The sequence below is a fragment of the Asticcacaulis tiandongensis genome, from assembly GCF_006475605.1.
GTDB lineage: Bacteria > Pseudomonadota > Alphaproteobacteria > Caulobacterales > Caulobacteraceae > Asticcacaulis > Asticcacaulis tiandongensis.
On the sequence record NZ_SSBC01000010.1, the window covers coordinates 318,896 to 337,565 of the forward strand.

Here is an 18,670-nt window from a genome sequence, read left to right on the forward strand (position 1 = left end):
GATGAGCCATCATCATAAAAGAGCAGGCACGTTGAACGTTTCTCAAAACGCCCCGCAAGGGGTGGTAAACCTGAAAATTTATCGCGTCCCACGCACAAGGAATAACGATGACCTTATCGTTCACCGAGAAAAAGCGGATTCGCAAGTCTTTCGGCCGTATCCCCGAAGCTATCCGCATGCCGAACCTCATCGAGGTTCAGCGCTCATCCTATGAACAGTTCCTGCAACGCTTCGTTCGCGCCGTGGAGCGCAATGACGAAGGGCTTGAGGCCGTTTTCAAGAGCGTATTTCCGGTAAAGGATTTCAACGATCGGGCGACGCTTGAGTATGTGTCCTACGAGTTCGAAGAGCCGAAATATGATGTCGAAGAGTGCATTCAGCGTGACATCACCTATGCCGCACCCCTGAAGGTCAAGCTGCGCCTGATCGTGTTTGAAACCGACGAGGACACAGGCGCCCGTTCGGTCAAGGACATCAAGGAGCAGGACGTCTATATGGGCGATATCCCGCTGATGACCGACAAGGGTACCTTTGTCGTCAACGGTACGGAGCGTGTTATCGTTTCCCAGATGCACCGTTCGCCGGGCGTATTCTTCGATCACGACAAGGGCAAAACCCACTCTTCGGGCAAGCTTCTGTTCGGGGCGCGTATCATTCCTTATCGTGGTTCGTGGCTCGACTTTGAATTCGACGCCAAGGACATCGTCTATGTGCGTATCGACCGCCGCCGCAAGCTGCCTGCCACATCGTTCCTGATGGCGCTGGGCATGGACGGTGAAGAGATTCTCACAACCTTCTACGATGTTGTGCCTTACGAGAAGCGCGAGACCGGTTGGGTCACGCCCTATAAGGCGGAACGCTGGCGCGGTGTGAAGCCGGAGTTTGATCTGGTTGATGCTGATACTGGCGAAGTGATTGCGCAGGCCGGCATCAAGATTTCGGCCCGTACCGCCAAGAAGCTGGGGGAAACCGTTTCTTCGCTGCTGCTGTCGCCGGACGCGCTGAATGGCCGTTATCTGGCCCGTGACGCCGTGAACTTCGAAACTGGTGAAATCTATGCCGAAGCCGGTGATGAACTGGATGCGGCGGCGATTGCTGTGCTTGAGGAGCAGGGCTTCTCGACCATCGACGTGCTCGATATCGACCATGTAACGGTTGGGCCGTACATGCGTTCGACCCTGCGCGTAGACAAGAACACGTCACGTGAAGATGCTCTGTTTGACATCTACCGCGTCATGCGTCCGGGTGAGCCGCCGACCATCGAAGCGGCTGAGGCCATGTATAACAGCCTGTTCTTTGAACTTGAGCGTTACGACCTGTCGAGCGTTGGTCGCGTCAAGATGAACATGCGTCTTGAGCAGGACGTTGCCGACACCGAGCGCACCCTGCGCAAGGACGACATTCTTAAGATTCTGAAAATCCTCGTTGGTCTGCGTGACGGCCGTGGCGAAATCGATGACATCGATAACCTCGGCAACCGTCGTGTACGTTCGGTCGGTGAGTTGCTGGAAAACCAGTACCGCATCGGTCTGCTGCGTATGGAACGCGCCATCAAGGAGCGTATGTCCTCGGTCGATATCGACACGGTCATGCCGCATGACCTGATCAATGCCAAGCCTGCCGCGGCTTCGGTGCGTGAATTCTTCGGCTCGTCGCAGCTGTCGCAGTTCATGGACCAGACCAACCCGCTGTCGGAAATCACGCACAAGCGTCGTCTTTCGGCCTTGGGCCCTGGTGGTCTGACGCGTGAGCGCGCCGGCTTTGAAGTCCGCGACGTTCACCCGACTCACTATGGCCGTATCTGCCCGATTGAAACGCCGGAAGGCCCGAACATCGGTCTGATCAACTCGCTGGCTACCCATGCCCGCGTCAACAAGTACGGCTTCATTGAATCACCTTATCGTCGTGTGATCGACGGTGTGGTTCAGGAAGACGTGACCTACATGTCGGCCATGGAAGAATCCAAGCACACCATCGCTCAGGCGAATGTGTCGATTGCCAATGGCAAGTTCATTGACGATCTGACGACGGTTCGTATCAACGGCGACGTGACGCTGGCGGGTGTTGAACAGGTTGACTATATGGACGTCTCGCCGAAGCAGGTTGTTTCGGTCGCGGCGGCCCTGATCCCGTTCCTTGAAAACGACGATGCGAACCGCGCCCTCATGGGTTCGAACATGCAACGTCAGGCCGTTCCGCTCGTTAAGGCCGATGCGCCTTTCGTCGGTACCGGCATGGAAGAAGTCGTGGCCCGCGATTCCGGTGCAACCATTGCTGCCCGCCGTACCGGTGTGGTCGAGCAGGTGGATGCGACCCGTATCGTTGTCCGTGCAACCGAAGAAACCGATCCGGCCAAGCCCGGCGTCGATATCTATCGTCTGTCGAAGTTCCAGCGTTCGAACCAGAACACCTGTATCAACCAGCGTCCGATCGTTAAGGTTGGCGACAAGGTGGCCGGTGGCGATATCATCGCTGACGGTCCTTCGACCGATCTGGGTGATCTGGCACTGGGTCGTAACGTGCTCGTGGCCTTCATGCCGTGGAACGGTTACAACTTCGAAGACTCGATCCTGATCTCCGAGCGTATCGTGCGTGACGACATCTTCACCTCGATCCACCTTGAGGAATTCGAGGTCATGGCCCGCGATACGAAGCTTGGGCCTGAAGAAATCACCCGCGACATTCCGAATGTCGGTGAAGAAGCCCTGCGTAACCTCGACGAAGCCGGTATTGTGGCCATCGGTGCCGAAGTGCAACCGGGTGACATTCTGGTCGGTAAGGTAACACCAAAGGGTGAAAGCCCGATGACGCCGGAAGAAAAGCTCCTGCGCGCCATCTTTGGTGAAAAGGCGTCCGACGTTCGCGATACCTCGCTTCGTCTGCCGCCCGGCGTTGCCGGTACGATCGTTGAAGTACGTGTCTTCAACCGTCACGGTGTCGAAAAAGACGAACGCGCTCTGGCGATTGAACGTCATGAAATCGAACGTCTGGGCAAGGACCGCGACGACGAACTGACGATTCTTGAGCGTAACATCTATGGCCGTCTGAAAGAGGTTATCCTCGGTCAGAACGCCCTGTCTGGCCCTAAGGGTCTTGGTCGTGGCGTGATCACCGAAGACAAGCTTTCGGAAATCTCACGCGGGCTGTGGTGGCAGATCGCCCTTGAAGACGAAAAGGTCATGGGCGAACTTGAGGCCATGAAGCGTCAGTTCGAGGAAGCCCGTAAGCGTCTTGACCGTCGTTTTGAAGACAAGGTCGAGAAGCTGCAACGCGGTGATGAACTGCCTCCTGGTGTCATGAAGATGGTCAAGGTCTTCGTTGCCGTGAAGCGCAAGCTTCAGCCCGGTGACAAGATGGCCGGTCGTCACGGTAACAAGGGGGTTATCTCGAAAATTCTTCCCGTGGAAGACATGCCGTTCCTTGCGGATGGTGAGCATGTGGACATCGTTCTGAACCCGCTGGGCGTGCCTTCGCGTATGAACGTTGGTCAGATCTTTGAAACCCACCTCGGCTGGGCCTGCGCCAACATCGGCAAGCAGATCACTAACCTGCTTGAAGAGTGGCAGAATGGCGGCCAGAAGCAGGCGCTTATCGATCACCTGAAGGGGGCCTATGGCGCCGATCAGGAACTTCCGGAAACGGAAGAAGAACTGATTGAACTGGCGAAGAACCTTGCACGCGGCGTGCCGATTGCCACACCGGTATTCGATGGGGCCCACATTGGTGACATCGAGAACATGCTGGAGTTTGCCGGTCTTGAGCGTTCGGGTCAGTCGATCCTGTTTGATGGTCTGACGGGTGAGCAGTTCAAGCGTCCGGTTACGGTCGGCATCATCTACATGCTGAAACTGCACCACCTTGTTGACGATAAGATCCACGCACGTTCTATCGGGCCGTACTCGCTTGTCACGCAGCAGCCGCTGGGTGGTAAGGCGCAGTTCGGTGGTCAGCGCTTCGGGGAAATGGAGGTCTGGGCGCTTGAAGCCTATGGTGCCGCCTATACCCTTCAGGAAATGCTCACCGTTAAGTCCGATGACGTCGCCGGTCGTACCAAGGTTTATGAAGCCATCGTCCGTGGCGATGACAGCTTCGAAGCCGGTATCCCTGAGTCGTTCAACGTCCTGATCAAGGAAATGCGTTCGCTGGGTCTGAATGTGGAACTGGAAAACGGTCAAGGGTAGGGCGCAAGCCTTACCCCCCAACCCTCCGCCACTATCTGCTGAATTTTTAGGCGCCTAGGCGCACATGGAGTCACTGGAATGAACCAGGAAGTCCTCAATATCTTTAATCCGGTACAGGTCGCCCCGACCTTCGACCAGATCCGCATCACACTGGCGGCACCTGAGAAAATTCTCTCGTGGTCGTTCGGTGAAATCAAGAAGCCGGAAACCATCAACTATCGTACGTTCAAGCCTGAGCGTGATGGTCTGTTCTGTGCGCGTATCTTTGGCCCGACCAAGGATTACGAATGCCTGTGCGGCAAGTACAAGCGCATGAAGTACAAGGGCATCATCTGTGAAAAGTGTGGTGTCGAAGTTACGCTCAGCCGCGTGCGTCGTGAGCGCATGGGCCACATCGAACTGGCGTCGCCGGTTGCCCACATCTGGTTCCTGAAGTCTCTGCCTTCGCGTATCTCCATGTTCCTCGACATGGCACTGAAGGACGTTGAGCGCGTTCTGTACTTTGAAAACTATATCGTCACAGAGCCTGGCCTGACACCTTTGAAGCTGAACCAGCTTCTGAGCGAAGACGAATATTATCGCTATCAGGAAGAATTCGGCGACGACAGCTTCACGGCTGAAATCGGTGCTGAAGCCATCCGCAACATGCTGATGGGCATGAACCTCAATGAGGTTGCCGACAAGCTGCGCGCGGAACTGGCGGATAATCCTTCGGAAATCAAGGCCAAGAAGGCGTCCAAGCGTCTTAAGCTGATCGAAGCCTTCCTTGAGTCCGGCAACAAGCCTGAGTGGATGGTGCTGACGGTTGTGCCGGTGATCCCGCCGGAACTGCGTCCGCTGGTGCCGCTGGATGGTGGTCGTTTCGCCACCTCCGACCTCAACGATCTGTACCGTCGCGTTATCAACCGGAACAACCGTTTGAAGCGTCTGATGGAACTGCGTGCGCCGGACATCATTATCCGCAACGAAAAGCGTATGCTTCAGGAATCGGTTGACGCCCTGTTCGACAACGGTCGTCGTGGCCGTGTCATCACCGGTGCCAACAAGCGTCCGCTCAAGTCTCTGGCTGACATGCTTAAGGGTAAGCAGGGTCGTTTCCGTCAGAACCTGCTCGGCAAGCGCGTCGACTATTCCGGTCGTTCGGTTATTACAGTTGGACCTGAACTGAAACTGCACGAGTGCGGTCTGCCGAAGAAGATGGCTCTGGAACTGTTCAAGCCATTCATCTATGCGCGTCTGGATGCCAAGGGCCTGTCGGGTACCGTCAAGCAATCCAAGCGTATGGTTGAGCGCGAACAGCCTCAGGTCTGGGATATCCTCGAAGAGGTTATCCGCGAACATCCGGTGATGCTGAACCGCGCACCGACGCTTCACCGTCTTGGCATTCAGGCCTTTGAGCCTAAGCTGATCGAAGGTAAGGCGATCCGTCTGCACCCGCTCGTCTGTTCGGCCTTTAACGCCGACTTCGACGGCGACCAGATGGCTGTGCACGTACCGCTGTCGCTTGAAGCCCAGCTTGAAGCCCGCGTCCTGATGATGTCGACCAACAACATCCTGTCGCCTGCCAACGGCAAGCCGATCATCGTGCCTTCGCAGGATATCGTGCTGGGTCTCTATTACCTGTCGCTGGTTAAGGACAACGAGCAGGGCGAAGGCATGATCTTTGCCGACCTGAACGAAATTCAGTCGGCTCTCGATGCTGCTGTGGTGTCGATGCATGCCAAGGTCAAGTGCCGCTTCACCGAAGTGGACCCTGACGGCGTCACCCGCACCCGCGTTGTTGATACGACACCGGGCCGCATGAAAATTGCTGCGCTTCTGCCGCGTCACGCTTCGATTGGCCTCAAGGTTCTTGAGAAGAACCTGACCAAGAAGGAAATCGGTAACCTGATCGACGTGGTTTATCGCCACTGCGGCCAGAAGGCGACGGTGATCTTTGCTGACCAGATCATGGCTCTGGGCTTCAAGGAAGCGGCGCGCGCCGGTATCTCGTTCGGTAAGGACGACATTGTTATCCCTGAAACCAAGAAGGGGATCGTTGAAGAAACCCGTAAGCTGGTTGAAGAATACGAGCAGCAATATGCCGACGGTCTGATCACCAAGGGTGAGAAGTACAACAAGGTGGTTGATGCCTGGTCGAAGGCGACCGATCGCGTTTCCGACGAAATGATGAAGGAAATCAGCCGTAAGCACCTGCATGAAGATGGCCGCGAAAAAGAGATCAACTCGATCTATATGATGGCCAACTCAGGGGCTCGTGGTTCTCAGGCCCAGATGAAGCAGCTGGGGGGTATGCGCGGTCTGATGGCCAAGCCTTCGGGCGAGATCATCGAAACGCCGATCATCTCGAACTTCAAGGAAGGCCTGTCGGTTCTGGAATACTTCAACTCGACCCACGGGGCGCGTAAGGGCCTTGCGGATACCGCGTTGAAGACCGCTAACTCCGGTTACCTGACCCGCCGTCTGGTGGACGTGGCACAAGACTGTATCATCATGGAAGAAGACTGCGGCACGACACGTGGCATTACGCTGCGCGCTGTGGTCGAAGGCGGTGATGTGCTGGTGTCTCTGGGCGCGCGCGTTCTGGGTCGTACGGCTGCGGAAGACATCAAGGACGTCGCTACCGGTGAAGTCGTGGTGCCTGCCGATACCTATATTGACGAAAATGTTGTCGATGCCATTGACGCTTCGGGCGTTCAGTCGGTCAAGGTACGTTCGGTACTGACCTGTGAAGCCGAACAAGGTACCTGCGCGGCCTGTTATGGTCGTGACCTTGCCCGCGGTACCCGCGTCAACATGGGTGAAGCGGTCGGTGTTATCGCCGCTCAGTCTATCGGTGAACCTGGAACCCAGCTGACCATGCGTACCTTCCACATTGGTGGTACGGCTCAGGTGGCTGAACAGTCCTTCTACGAAACCACCTCTGACGGTGTGGTGAAGCTCAATACGGCGCCGACCGTTCGCGGTTCGCATGGCGATCTGATCTCCATGAGCCGTAACCTGATCATCACTATCCATCATGATGGCAAGGATCGTGAATCCTATAAGGTACCTTATGGTTCGCGTCTGCGCGTTGAGGCGGGTAACGAGGTCAAAAAAGGCCAGCGTCTGGCCGAGTGGGACCCCTATACCAACCCGATCATCACCGAAGTGGGTGGTAAGGTTCGCTTCGAAGACCTTAATGACGGTCAGTCCGTCCGTGAGGAAACCGACGAAGCCACCGGCATCACCAACCGCGTCGTTGTTGATTTCCGTGCCGCCTCCAAGGCACAGGAACTGCGTCCGACCATGGGCATTATTGATGCCGATGGGGCTTACCTGCGTCTGGCCAGTGGTGCGGAAGCCCGCTACCTGTTGCCGGTCGGGGCTATCTTGTCGGTCGGTAACGGTGATGAGGTTCGCCCCGGTGAAATCATCGCCCGTATCCCGACAGAAGGTGCCAAGACCCGCGACATCACCGGTGGTCTGCCGCGCGTTGCTGAACTGTTTGAAGCCCGTCGTCCGAAGGATTGCGCCGTCATCGCCGAAATGGATGGCCGCGTAGAATTTGGTCGCGACTACAAGAACAAGCGCCGCATCAAGATCACGCCGGAAGATGGTGGTGAAGCCGTCGAGTTCCTGATCCCTAAGGGTAAGCATATCTCCGTCCATGACGGCGATATCATCCAGAAGGGTGACTATATCATCGACGGTAACCCAGATCCGCATGATCTGCTGCGTATTCAGGGTGTTGAGGCTCTGGCTGAGTATTTGGTCAACGAAGTGCAGGAAGTTTACCGCCTGCAAGGCGTGCCGATCAACGACAAGCACATCGAAGTCATCGTGCGTCAGATGCTGCAAAAGGTCGAAATCCTTGAGCCGGGCGATACTGGCCTGATCAAGGGTGATCACCTCGACAAGCCGGAAGTTGACCTCGAAAACCTTAAGGCCGAGCGTCGTGGGGGCCGTCCGGCACTTACGCAGCCGGTTCTGCTCGGGATCACCAAGGCATCGCTGCAAACGCGCAGCTTCATTTCGGCGGCTTCGTTCCAGGAGACGACGCGCGTTCTTACCGAGGCTTCGGTCAACGGCAAGATCGATACGCTCGACGGCCTCAAGGAAAACGTAATCGTCGGTCGTCTGATTCCGGCAGGTACGGGTGCCTATCTGCGCTCGCTCCAGCGTATCGCCACCAAGCGTGACGAAGCTCTGGCGCACCAGCGTGAAGAAGCTATGGAACCGTTGCCGGCAGAAGTTCTGCTTGAGGGGCCGCAGGGCTAATAGCCCTGCACCCGTTAGCCCCGAGGTATGTGGGGCCGGTTATATGAAAAAAACCTCCGCAGGCAACTGCGGAGGTTTTTTTGTGGGTAATTGGAAGGGGGAAAGCGTATGGGGCGATTGGGTTTATACCCCTCCGTCTCGTCGCTAAAGCGCCGAGCCACCTCCCCACGCAAGCGTAGGGAGGAGAGATGCCCCCTCCGCCGCTTTCAGGGGAGGATGAAGACAACAAAAAAGCTCCGAGGAAGTTTCGGAGCTTTTTTAATCATGGAAGAAGCCCCACACCTCGGGGCAAACGGGTGCAGGGTGCTAGCACCCTGCCTACTCGCGGCGGCGTTGGCCACCCAGCTGGTCTTCTTCGTTGACGATGGTCTGACGGCCGACGTTACCGAGAATCTGTTCCAACGCGGTCAGTTCGCGGCCACGGGTCGGAGTCTTGTTGGGGTTGAGGGCAAAGTCACGGCCATCGGCCAGTGACAGGTTGCGAACTTCCTTGACGACCTGCGTGTCACGATCAAATTCGACAACTGTGACGCTGCGGGCGGTCACGGTGGTCGGCTTATAGGTCATCTTCATATTGCTCTGGCTAATATAGTACCAGATGCCCGGATCATAGGTGGCGACCTGAGAGGGGGAGCCGAATTTTGTGCGTACCGAGGTTTGCGTGTCTTCGCCAACCTTGATGTCCTTGGCCGGGTCCGCTTCGATAGCCAGATAGCCCTGACGTGACATGGTAGGCGCGCAGGCAGCGGCGCTCAGGCCTAAGAGGGCAGCAAGACTGAGGGGCAGAAGAGACGACAGCTTTTTCATATTAATCCATAGGCGGGGTTTGACCTGTACAGCACGCGAAACACTTTAAGCGCTTCACACTTTTCGCATTGCACTTAAGGCACTTACTGCATAGTTAAGGCTGAATGAAGGCCATATTTATATGTGCTTTGCAAGTCAGTTTACAGGTTCGCATCATGCTCGACAAGCTAATGAAGGCCATTATCGGGCTTAAGCCCCGTCCATCGGATGCGATTGGCCGTACGCTCTATGCCCAGACGGTGGCTCAGGCGCGTGATGTACGTCTTTTCACCGATTATGGCGTCAAGGACGAGATCGGGGCGCGGTTTGAGGTGCTGACCGTCCATGTGCTGATTCTTATTGGCATATTGCGGGCCGAGGCCGATGACGAGCAGCGTAAGGAAACGGCTCAGGCTTTGTTTGATGCGTTTCTTCTGGCGCTGGACAACACCTTGCGTGAGCAGGGGGTGGGTGACCTGACTGTACCAAAGAAGATGAAGAAACTGACGGAAACCGTCAATGCGCGTTTGCATGCCTGGATCGATATCTGGGATCAGGGCGGTGACCATGCTGTGCAGACTGATTACCTGCTGCGCACGGTGTATGCCGTTGGGGACGAAGAAGAGGCTGATTCGCGGCGTCCCCTTTGGGCGGAGGCCTTTAGCCACTATATTACACGTATACGCTCAGGCATTGAGCCGTCGCGTTTGCTGACCGGTCAGGCTGACTGGTTGCAGACGGACTGGCCGCCGGTCAGCGAAACATCACATCTTAACGCAGAGGCTTAAGCCATGACTGATACCCAGACACCTGATTCGCCATTGTGGCCGCATACGGTGCGTTTCGATGAAGCCGCGCGCGGGCTTGATCTGACGCTTGGGGCCGATACGGCGCGGCTTAAGGTCATTGCCGAGGGCTTTGGCATGAGTGAGTTGCATCACCTTGAGGCGCGTATAAAAACCCGCAGCACGCAAGGCAATCGGGGCGAGGTGGTGGTCGTCAGCGTCGCGGTAAAGGCCGAGGTCTCGCAGGAATGTGGGGTGACGCTTGATCTGTTCCGTCACGAAATTGAGGCTGACATTGATGTGGTCTGTGCGCTGGTGGAAAAGCGCCGGTCGGCTGAGGGCGATGAGCCTGAGCAGGAACTGAGCCTTGATGATCTTGATGAGCCGGATCGTATTGAAAATGGTCAGATCGATATCGGGCAATATGTCATTGAAGCGCTGGGAGAGGCCTATGATCCCTTTGCGCGCAAACCGGGTGCGGTATTCGAGGAGCCTGATGTCGCGCCGGAACCGTCACCGTTCGCGGTGCTGTCGCAGTTAAAGCCCAACGACTAACCATCGGGAAACGCGTTTTTCCGTTGCGTTTTCTTATGAATAGGTGTTTCACAGCATTGTTATCACGGTTTTCCGTTGTGAGAGGTTTTGAGCGTTTCCTTTGTCTTCGTCATCTGAAAATACGTCTGAACCCTCCGATAGTCTGCGCCCATCCGTGAAAAAAACGGAGGGTGTGGTCATAGCCATTGACGCCATGGGGGGAGATCATGGCCCGCGTGTCACGGTTGCTGGCGCGGCGCAGGCGCTTGAGCGCGAAAATATCGCCGGCCTGGGCTTTCAGTTTCATGGTGACGAAGCCCTGATTGCGCCTGAACTGGCGCGCTATCCGGCGCTTAAGGCGATCAGCCGCATCGTGCATACAGATCAGTCTGTGGCGATGAATGAAAAGCCAGCGCAGGCGCTGCGTCGTAAGGGCACCAGCCTGTTTATGGCCATTGCCGCCGTCAAGTCCGGTGAGGCCAGTGCGGTTGTGTCTGCGGGCAATACTGGCGCGTTGATGGCGCTGTCGAAAATGATCCTCAAGATGATGGCGCCGGATCTTGAGCGCCCGGCGATTGCCTGTGGCTGGCCGAATCTCAAGGGCATGGGCACGGTGCTTGATGTCGGGGCCAATGTGACGTCGGATGCGCAGCAACTGATTGAATTTGCCGTCATGGGCACGGCTTTCCATCGCGCGGTGCGCGGTGTCGATAAGCCAACCGTGGGCCTGCTGAATGTCGGTTCGGAAGATGTGAAAGGCCATGAAGAGGTGCGTGAAGCCCATCGCCTTCTGCGGGAAGGTGGCTTCGGTATCAATTATCATGGCTTTGTCGAGGGCGATGATATTGCGCTCGGGACGACCGATGTCGTGGTGACGGACGGTTTTACCGGTAATATCGCCCTGAAAACCGCCGAAGGTACGGCGCGGTTTGTCAAAAATCTGTTTAAGGACGCATTAAAGTCATCACCTCTGGCTATGCTGGGCGCGCTTCTGGCGGCACCGGCGCTAAAGAAAATGGCGCGTCGGGTTGATCCCGGTCAGGCTAATGGCGGGCCGCTTCTGGGGCTGAATGGGATTGTGGTCAAAAGCCACGGCGGGGCTGAGGCCTGGGCCTATTCCAATGCGGTGTCGGTGGCGATTTCGCTGGCGGCATCCAATTACGTGAACGACATTCGCAGCGCTCTGGCGCAGGTCAGGCAATCCATGGCCGAAACAGCCGAAGTGGCTGAACGGGCGGACGAAAAGGTATCGTGAGCATGAGTGTGATACGTACAGCTGTGACGGGCATCGGGGGATATCTTCCCGAGCAGGTTCTGACCAATGCTGACTTCACGCGCATGGTCGATACGTCTGACGAATGGATTGTCGAACGCACCGGTATAAAGCAGCGCCATAAGGCGGCCGAAGGTCAGGTCACCAGTGATCTGGCGGTAGAGGCGGCCAAGGTGGCGCTGGCGGCGTCGGGGCGTGATATTTCTGACATTGATCTGATCATTGTCGCGACGACGACGCCCGACATGACCTTTCCGTCTACGGCGTCGATCGTGCAGGCAAAGATGGGTGCCAAGGGCGCTGCCTTTGACGTTCAGGCGGTCTGTTCGGGCTTTGTCTATGCCTTAAGTGTAGCTGACGGTTTCGTGGCGCGCGGATTGTCCAAAGCGGCGCTGGTGATCGGGGCTGAGGTCATGAGCCGGATCATCGATTATACGGATCGGGGCACCTGTATCCTGTTCGGGGACGGGGCGGGTGCCGTGGTGCTTGAGCCGGTTGAAGGGCAGGGGACGTCTGCGGATCGCGGCATTCTCAGCTTTGACCTGCAGTGCGACGGTACCAAGACCGATCTTTTGTATGTTGATGGCGGCGTGTTCGAAAATAACAACCACATCGGCAAGATACGTATGGTCGGGAATCAGATTTTCCGTCACGCCGTGCAGAAAATCGCGCAGGCCACCGAGGCAGCCATTGAAAAGGCCGGTATCACCCATGACGATGTGGACTGGTTTGTGCCGCATCAGGCCAATCAGCGTATCCTTGATGGCGTAGCGGACAAGCTGGGGCTTGATCGGGCCAAGGTGGTGTCCACGGTGGCTAACCATGCCAATACCTCGGCGGCGTCTATTCCGCTGGCCTGGTATGAGGCGACGAAAGACGGTCGGATCAAGACCGGTGATCTGGTGCTCATCGAGGCGCTGGGGGGCGGTTTGACATGGGCTGCGGCGGCCATCCGGGTTTAGAGATTTTGTGTCTTCTCTGATATTTGATGATGTGACGCGCATAAGTCTTTGACGCGAACGGGAAAAAATGCGTATCCTGTTCGGGTTGCATGACTCTAACGGGAGTGGATGATGAGCAAGGGGCCTACCTTAACGCGGGCAGAACTTTTCGAAAGTGTCCATAATGATCTGGGGTTGCCCCGTCAGGAATGTGCGGCTCTGGTCGAGCGCACGCTTGATCTGGTGATTGAGTCGCTCGAAAAAGGCGAAACCGTCAAGCTGTCTGGCTTTGGTGTGTTTCAGGTGCGTGAGAAAAACGCCCGCGTCGGACGGAACCCAAAGACGGGTAAGCCTGCGGCCATTGATCCGCGCAAGGTGATTTCATTCCGCGCTTCGCAAATCATGAAAGCCCGTGTTGATGCAGGGGCAGGTGAGTAGGACGTGTCAAAGGGCCCCTTAGCCTTTCGCACGATTTCCGAGGTCGCTGAAACTCTGGACGTGCCTCAGCATGTGCTGCGTTTTTGGGAAACCAAATTCTCTTTTATCACGCCAACGAAACGTGCAGGCGGACGACGGTTTTATCGCCCGCAGGACGTTGAGGTTCTGGCGGGTGTAAAGGCTTTGCTGCATGATCAGGGTTATACGATCCGTGGCGTGCAGAAGCTCTATGCCGAGGAAGGTCTGAAGGCGCTGGTGGTGGCATACAAGGGGGCTGTCGCGCCTGAGGTTGAGCCGGTTCGGGGCTCGTCAGTTCAGCCGGAACCGGTTGCAGAGACGCCTGAAGGAGTCGTGTTCAGTGAGGCACGTATTCAGGCGCTCGGGGACGAGACGCGGGCGCAGTTTCTGGAGATTGCGCGAAATCTTGAGATCGCGCAGGCGCTTTTGGGGCGGCACATCGGTCGGCATTCGTCTTAAGCCTCAGCGTGCGGAAAGTTTTACGGTTTTGGGTGGAAAAAGGCTTTTCCGCTATTGCGGGGGGGCGGTTTCCTCTCTATAAGCGCCGTCCTCTGCTTCATATATTTGAACAGATGTCGGAGCGTGGCGCAGCCTGGTAGCGCACTTGACTGGGGGTCAAGGGGTCGCAGGTTCGAATCCTGTCGCTCCGACCATTTAATTAAAAAAGGGATGTCCTTTTAAGGGCGTCCCTTTTTTAATTAGGGTGGGTAATGCGGTTGCATGGTCAAGGCTGGCAAGCAGAACCTGAGCCGGTGAATTTACGGGCTTCGAGGTGGGGGCGGCTGCGGTTGACATGTAGACGGCAATCCTGAGAGCACCCGTTTTTCGGGCTTATCTCTCTGCCGTAGCGGATTTTCAGGAGTCTGAAAAGAGGGGGCGCGTAACGGCGTTGCCTGAGGCGCAAATGGCATCAGCAGCGCGTGCAGGGCCAGCAAATCGTCATCGTTGAAGGTTTCGCCCGCTATTGGGGCTTTTGCAGGGACCGCAGCCGCAGTGCTTAAGGCCCTGACGGGTTTCAGTTCAGGCGTTCTTTTGAGCACGGTGCGCACATAGTGTTTGTCTTCCTGAAGCTTAAGGCGGTTCATCAGGTGCTCACCGGCGAGAGCGGGTGCCCTGACTTCGGTAAGGTGAACACGCGCATAGATGCGTTCAATGAGGGTCGCGACGCGCACGGCGCGTTCCAGCTCAAGCATGTCTTCGGGAGGGGCCATGTTCTCGGCACAGATGAGCATCCGGTCGGCAAAGGCGCACAGGCGTGCTCTGCGGTCTTCGGGAGTCAACTGTTGCGGTGTCCGTGGGTTCATAGCCATGGGATTATCATAGGGTGAGATGCGAAAACGGGGGTAAAACGGGTGGGAAAATGCGAAAAAAGAGCCACCCACGGCAGGCCGGTTTTGCCCCCGCCCCATGAAGGGGGGACTGGAAGATACCCCACCACCCCGCCGGTAAACCGGCGCGGTCCCCCTCCCCAATGAATTGGGGAGGTATGATTTTTTGCCTTAATGATGTCCGGTTTTGGTGGGGAAGTGTCGGATAACCAAAAGGAGGACGTGATGAGCAAGAATACGATTTGCCTGTGGTACAACAACGATGCGGAAGCGGCGGCGCGGTTTTATGCCGAGACCTTTCCGGACAGTTCGGTCGATGCGGTGTTTCGGGCGCCTGCGGATTTTCCGGGTGGTAGGGCCGGTGATGTGCTGACGGTGCAATTTACGGTGTGCGGTGTGGCCTGTATCGGGCTTAATGGCGGGGATATCTTCCCGCAATCGGAAGCCTTTTCGTTTCAGATTGCCACCGAAGATCAGGCGGAAACCGACCGGTACTGGAACGCGATTGTCGGCAATGGCGGTGTTGAGAGTGAATGCGGCTGGTGCAAGGACAAATGGGGCCTGTCCTGGCAGATTACGCCGCGTGTACTGACCGAAGCGCTGGCGCAAGGTGGCGAGGTGGCGCGACGCGCCTTTGAGGCCATGATGCAGATGCAGAAGATTGATGTCGCCAAGATCGAGGCGGCGGTGCGGGGTTAGGTCTTTTAGAACTGCTTTGTGAAAGCGTGAGGTTCAGGTAATGTGCTGAGGGTAAACGGGGGATCGACTATGCGGATAGCGGTTATTGTAATCATCGCGCTGATAGCAGGGGTCATAGGGCTTGGGGCGTTCAGAATGACAGATGCAACGCAAATCGCTTCTGACGAGGTGGTTTACCTTACGGCTGAAAAGCGTGCGTTGCTCAAGCGCTTGCGTTCGGAAAAGAAGTTTGCCGCTGATGATATGTACACGGGCATGGCAACGCCTGAGGATGAGAGGATAGCCAATGCGGCTATTCATGCCCTTATTGATGGCGTTCTGGCCATGCCAAATGACAAGGTTTCTGCAAAAGAGACATCAGACCATATTGGTAAGGGGATCAAGTCCGTGGCGTGGCTGGAAACGGCAGACCGTGACCGTGCCTATGATTATTTTCGGGAAGTCTGGTACATTATAGGGTTTAAGGGGGCGATAGGTCATTTCAATTACGGCTCTTATTATACATTGCCTGAAGGGTATGGAGAGCCGCTTCCGCCGGGTTGGACGGCTTCAGATCAGCCGCGTCGTATCCTGTAGTGTGATAAGGGCTTAGGTCAGGCTCAGACTAAACGGCTATCGCGGGCAGTCATATGGCGACGGCTTCGCGGACGACCTGATCGCGGAAGCGCGGGGGCAGGTCGTCAGGGGTGAGAACTTCGACACGCACCCCCAGTTGTTCCTCAAGTTCGACCTGAAGGCCGCAGATATCAAACAGGGTGGTTTCAGGGCGTGGCTCAACCAGAAGGTCGAGGTCGCTGGTTTCCTTATCGGTGCCTTTGAGGACTGAGCCGAAAACACGCGGATTTTTGAGCCCGAAGCGCTCAGTGAGGCGTCGGATACTTCTGCGGTTAAGGTTTAAGGCGTCAGACGGCTTCATGGGTATGGAATGTACCCAATCATGGCGCAGGTGGCAATCTGTCGTGTGAGGTGGCGCGACGCGTCTTTGAGGCCATGATGCAGATGCACAAGATCGATGTCGCCAAGATCGAGGCGGCTGTGCGGGGTTAGGATATGGGGGCGCGTAATAGCCCTAAGGCTACATTCACACATTTGTTCAAAGCGCGAAAAGTGGACATGCTTGCAGCGCTACGGCGGAGCTATATTCCATTGACTTCCTAGCTCCATTCCGCGTCAGCTACCGCTTGGAAGTAACGGGCCGCACATTTATTGGCGTCGCGATGTGAGCCTCTTCACCAAGAGTGTTAAGCTACCCGTCGTTGTTAATCCACACCGTCGTCAATGCGAAGCAGTCTTGGGTAGTACAATGATTGCCAGCGCTATTAGCGGGGATTTCGACAACGCTTTCGTAAATTCGGAGATCAACTACGAACCGCCTCACCACCTGCGCGCCTTATGGCGGATATTACAACCTCGAATCATTGCCTTGAAATACCAAAAAGACAATATAACTTGTTCTGTTCGGAAAAGGGCACCTCTATCTAGCGGTAGATATGCACCAGTGTGATAATCGGGGGAAGTATGCTTGAGTCAATTGAACTGAATTTCACCGAGACCGGTAAGCTCGTATTGCCCACGAAAGGTATTACGGTGTTCGTCGGTCCTAATAATTCAGGAAAGAGCCTTGTCCTCAAAGAAATTGAGGAAGCCTTCAGCCTATTCCAAGGGCCACTTAAATCTATAATTTTGAAAGACTTTCAGGTCTCGTGGCCCACGATAGAACAGGTAAATCTGTCCATAACAAAAAACAGTATTCGATCCTCGAAACAAGTACCCACTGGGCATGTTGAAATGGCGCGGATTAGCCAAGGGGGAAGAGAGGTCCACCACATCCACGAGGAATCCTTTAGATCCCAAGTAAAAATCAGATCTAATAAACATTATCTGATGAATCAATATCTCAAATGGGGTGTGTTAAGGCTGGATGGACGATCCCGGTTCAATCTGACTAATGACCAATTAGGAGAAGATCTTCTCGGCCCGCCCCAGAATACCTTGGCTCATTTGTTTCAGGATGATCCGACGAGGCGTAAGGTTAGAAAGCTCGTCAATGAAGCTTTTGATCTCAATTTCGTTATCGATCCAACAAATCTTGGACAGCTAAGGGTCAGGCTTTCCACGAAACCGGTGCTTACAGATGAGCAATCCCTGAACGCGGAAGCACGGAAGTTTTTCTCTGAGGCCATCCACATTAAGGATGCGAGTGACGGTGTTCAAGCATTTACGGGTATCGTCACGGCCGTCTGTTCAGGTGAATTTCATACAATTTTGATCGACGAGCCCGAAGCGTTTCTCCATCCGCCGCTGGCGCGAAAACTAGGTAAGAACTTAAGCGAGATCGCTGGTGAGCGCGATGGTATTCTAATGGCATCTACACACAGCTCGGATTTTTTAATGGGCTGCGTTCAAGGTTCAACGCCTGTTCAGGTGGTTCGCCTCGAATATAGCAACGGTAAGTCACGCGCACGCGTAATCAATCATAAGGTACTTGAGGGCTTCCTAAAGCGTCCCTTGATGCGGAGCGCGAACGTGATTTCCGCCTTGTTTCACGATGGTGTCGTGATCCTAGAGTCAGATAACGATCGTGCATTTTACTCGGAGATTTATTATCGCCTGTCAGAAGGGCGCTCCGGTTATCCCTCAATTCTATTCGTAAACGCACAGAACAAGCAAACCATCAAGGACATCATGGGGCCATTGAGGGAATTTGGTGTTCCAGCGGCGGCCATTCCTGACATTGATATCGTGAAAGATGGAGGCAAGGTTTTTACAGACTGGCTGACAGGAGCCAAAATGCCGGAAATGCTCCATATCGGGTTGGGGCAGCAGCGTGCTTCAGTGCTCCAAGCCCTAAAAGAGTCCGGTAAGGACATGAAAAACGATGGCGGTCTGGAAATATTAGAAGGCGATAAGCTAGCGGCCGCAGATGAGTTTTTTAGCAGCCTCGAAAAATATGGCGTGTTTACAGTGCGACGCGGTGAGCTGGAGGACTGGCTGCCAAATTTAAATGTGCCTGGTAAGAAAACAGATTGGACCATAGCGATGCTTGAACGACTAGGCGGCGATCCCGTGGCAGAGGATTACGTCAAGGCGGGAACGGATGACGTATGGGCGTTCATTGAAAAGGTTGTTGGATGGATCAAAGACGCGGGTCGAAAGGGGACTTAAGTGTAGACTTGCGTCCAGAACAGTCCGGAATGTCTGTTTTTGGTGTTTCATCGTAGCCCACCGCCAAGATCCGCATTGGGCGCAAATCTGACTTACAGTTTCCGAACGTCTCATAAACCTTCTCCTCCCGCATCTGCGAAAAAATGCGGGGCAGGGGTGGCTTTATGGTCTCGATTCGTTTATAGAGCGCGCGAAATCCACTCAGAATTGCTTCTTTTCTGGGCCTCCTGTCGGGCATCCCTTTTGTGGTGCGCGAAAGCGA

14 protein-coding genes and 1 tRNA gene are annotated in these 18,670 nt (G+C 55.5%); 12 read left to right on the top strand and 3 right to left on the bottom strand.

Translation table 11 applies throughout. From position 1 onward, the window contains the following. Positions 1 to 107 precede the first annotated feature (107 nt). Together rpoB and rpoC are read left to right on the top strand one after the other, a co-directional pair. Positions 108 to 4,181: a DNA-directed RNA polymerase subunit beta gene (gene rpoB / locus E5201_RS05545; RefSeq protein WP_140985014.1), complete on the top strand. Its 4,074-nt coding sequence runs from the start codon at positions 108 to 110 to the stop codon at positions 4,179 to 4,181. A gap of 78 nt (positions 4,182 to 4,259) precedes the next feature. Continuing rightward, positions 4,260 to 8,441, top strand: coding sequence for a DNA-directed RNA polymerase subunit beta' (gene rpoC, locus E5201_RS05550; RefSeq protein WP_140985015.1), 4,182 nt, complete (start codon positions 4,260 to 4,262; stop codon positions 8,439 to 8,441). Between the two features lie 318 nt (positions 8,442 to 8,759). On the opposite strand, the gene bamE is transcribed toward rpoC, so the two are convergent. Further along, the gene (gene bamE, locus E5201_RS05555) at positions 8,760 to 9,248 is read right to left on the bottom strand and encodes an outer membrane protein assembly factor BamE domain-containing protein (RefSeq protein WP_140985017.1); all 489 of its coding nucleotides are present in this window, start codon (positions 9,246 to 9,248) and stop codon (positions 8,760 to 8,762) included. A 155-nt stretch (positions 9,249 to 9,403) separates the two neighbouring features. On the opposite strand from bamE, the gene E5201_RS05560 reads away from it, so the two are divergent. The 7 genes from E5201_RS05560 to E5201_RS05590 all read left to right on the top strand — a co-directional run bounded on the left by E5201_RS05560 (position 9,404) and on the right by E5201_RS05590 (position 13,869). Next, positions 9,404 to 10,015, top strand: a complete 612-nt coding sequence (locus E5201_RS05560; protein WP_140985018.1) for a ubiquinol-cytochrome C chaperone family protein — start codon at positions 9,404 to 9,406, stop codon at positions 10,013 to 10,015. Between the two features lie 3 nt (positions 10,016 to 10,018). Beyond that, complete coding sequence (locus E5201_RS05565) at positions 10,019 to 10,567, top strand: DUF177 domain-containing protein (RefSeq protein WP_140985019.1); 549 nt, start codon at positions 10,019 to 10,021, stop codon at positions 10,565 to 10,567. A gap of 154 nt (positions 10,568 to 10,721) precedes the next feature. Next, positions 10,722 to 11,801, top strand: a complete 1,080-nt coding sequence (plsX, locus tag E5201_RS05570) for a phosphate acyltransferase PlsX (RefSeq protein ID WP_281280207.1) — start codon at positions 10,722 to 10,724, stop codon at positions 11,799 to 11,801. A 2-nt stretch (positions 11,802 to 11,803) separates the two neighbouring features. Beyond that, positions 11,804 to 12,781 (top strand): beta-ketoacyl-ACP synthase III, encoded by a 978-nt coding sequence (locus E5201_RS05575; protein WP_140985020.1) that lies wholly within the window; start codon positions 11,804 to 11,806, stop codon positions 12,779 to 12,781. A gap of 111 nt (positions 12,782 to 12,892) precedes the next feature. Beyond that, positions 12,893 to 13,198 (top strand): integration host factor subunit alpha, encoded by a 306-nt coding sequence (locus E5201_RS05580; RefSeq protein ID WP_140985022.1) that lies wholly within the window; start codon positions 12,893 to 12,895, stop codon positions 13,196 to 13,198. Positions 13,199 to 13,201: 3 nt separating this feature from the next. After that, positions 13,202 to 13,675 (top strand): MerR family transcriptional regulator, encoded by a 474-nt coding sequence (locus E5201_RS05585; protein WP_140985024.1) that lies wholly within the window; start codon positions 13,202 to 13,204, stop codon positions 13,673 to 13,675. A 117-nt stretch (positions 13,676 to 13,792) separates the two neighbouring features. Next, positions 13,793 to 13,869, top strand: a tRNA-Pro gene (locus E5201_RS05590). Positions 13,870 to 13,974: 105 nt separating this feature from the next. Here the strand turns inward: E5201_RS05590 and E5201_RS05595 are convergent. Further along, positions 13,975 to 14,526: a hypothetical protein gene (locus E5201_RS05595; RefSeq protein ID WP_140985025.1), complete on the bottom strand. Its 552-nt coding sequence runs from the start codon at positions 14,524 to 14,526 to the stop codon at positions 13,975 to 13,977. A 243-nt stretch (positions 14,527 to 14,769) separates the two neighbouring features. Here E5201_RS05595 and E5201_RS05600 point away from each other — a divergent pair, with 243 nt between their 5' ends. Next, the gene (locus E5201_RS05600) at positions 14,770 to 15,243 is read left to right on the top strand and encodes a VOC family protein (protein ID WP_140985026.1); all 474 of its coding nucleotides are present in this window, start codon (positions 14,770 to 14,772) and stop codon (positions 15,241 to 15,243) included. Positions 15,244 to 15,312: 69 nt separating this feature from the next. Then, positions 15,313 to 15,819 (top strand): DUF4844 domain-containing protein, encoded by a 507-nt coding sequence (locus E5201_RS05605; protein WP_140985028.1) that lies wholly within the window; start codon positions 15,313 to 15,315, stop codon positions 15,817 to 15,819. A 49-nt stretch (positions 15,820 to 15,868) separates the two neighbouring features. Here the strand turns inward: E5201_RS05605 and E5201_RS05610 are convergent, their stop codons facing one another. After that, the gene (locus E5201_RS05610) at positions 15,869 to 16,159 is read right to left on the bottom strand and encodes a nucleotidyltransferase family protein (protein ID WP_140985029.1); all 291 of its coding nucleotides are present in this window, start codon (positions 16,157 to 16,159) and stop codon (positions 15,869 to 15,871) included. Between the two features lie 602 nt (positions 16,160 to 16,761). Between E5201_RS05610 and E5201_RS05620 the strand changes: the two genes are divergently transcribed. After that, positions 16,762 to 18,408 carry an ATP-dependent nuclease gene (locus E5201_RS05620; protein ID WP_140985031.1) on the top strand — a complete coding sequence of 549 codons (1,647 nt, stop codon included), beginning with the start codon at positions 16,762 to 16,764 and terminating at the stop codon, positions 18,406 to 18,408. Positions 18,409 to 18,670: the final 262 nt, after the last annotated feature.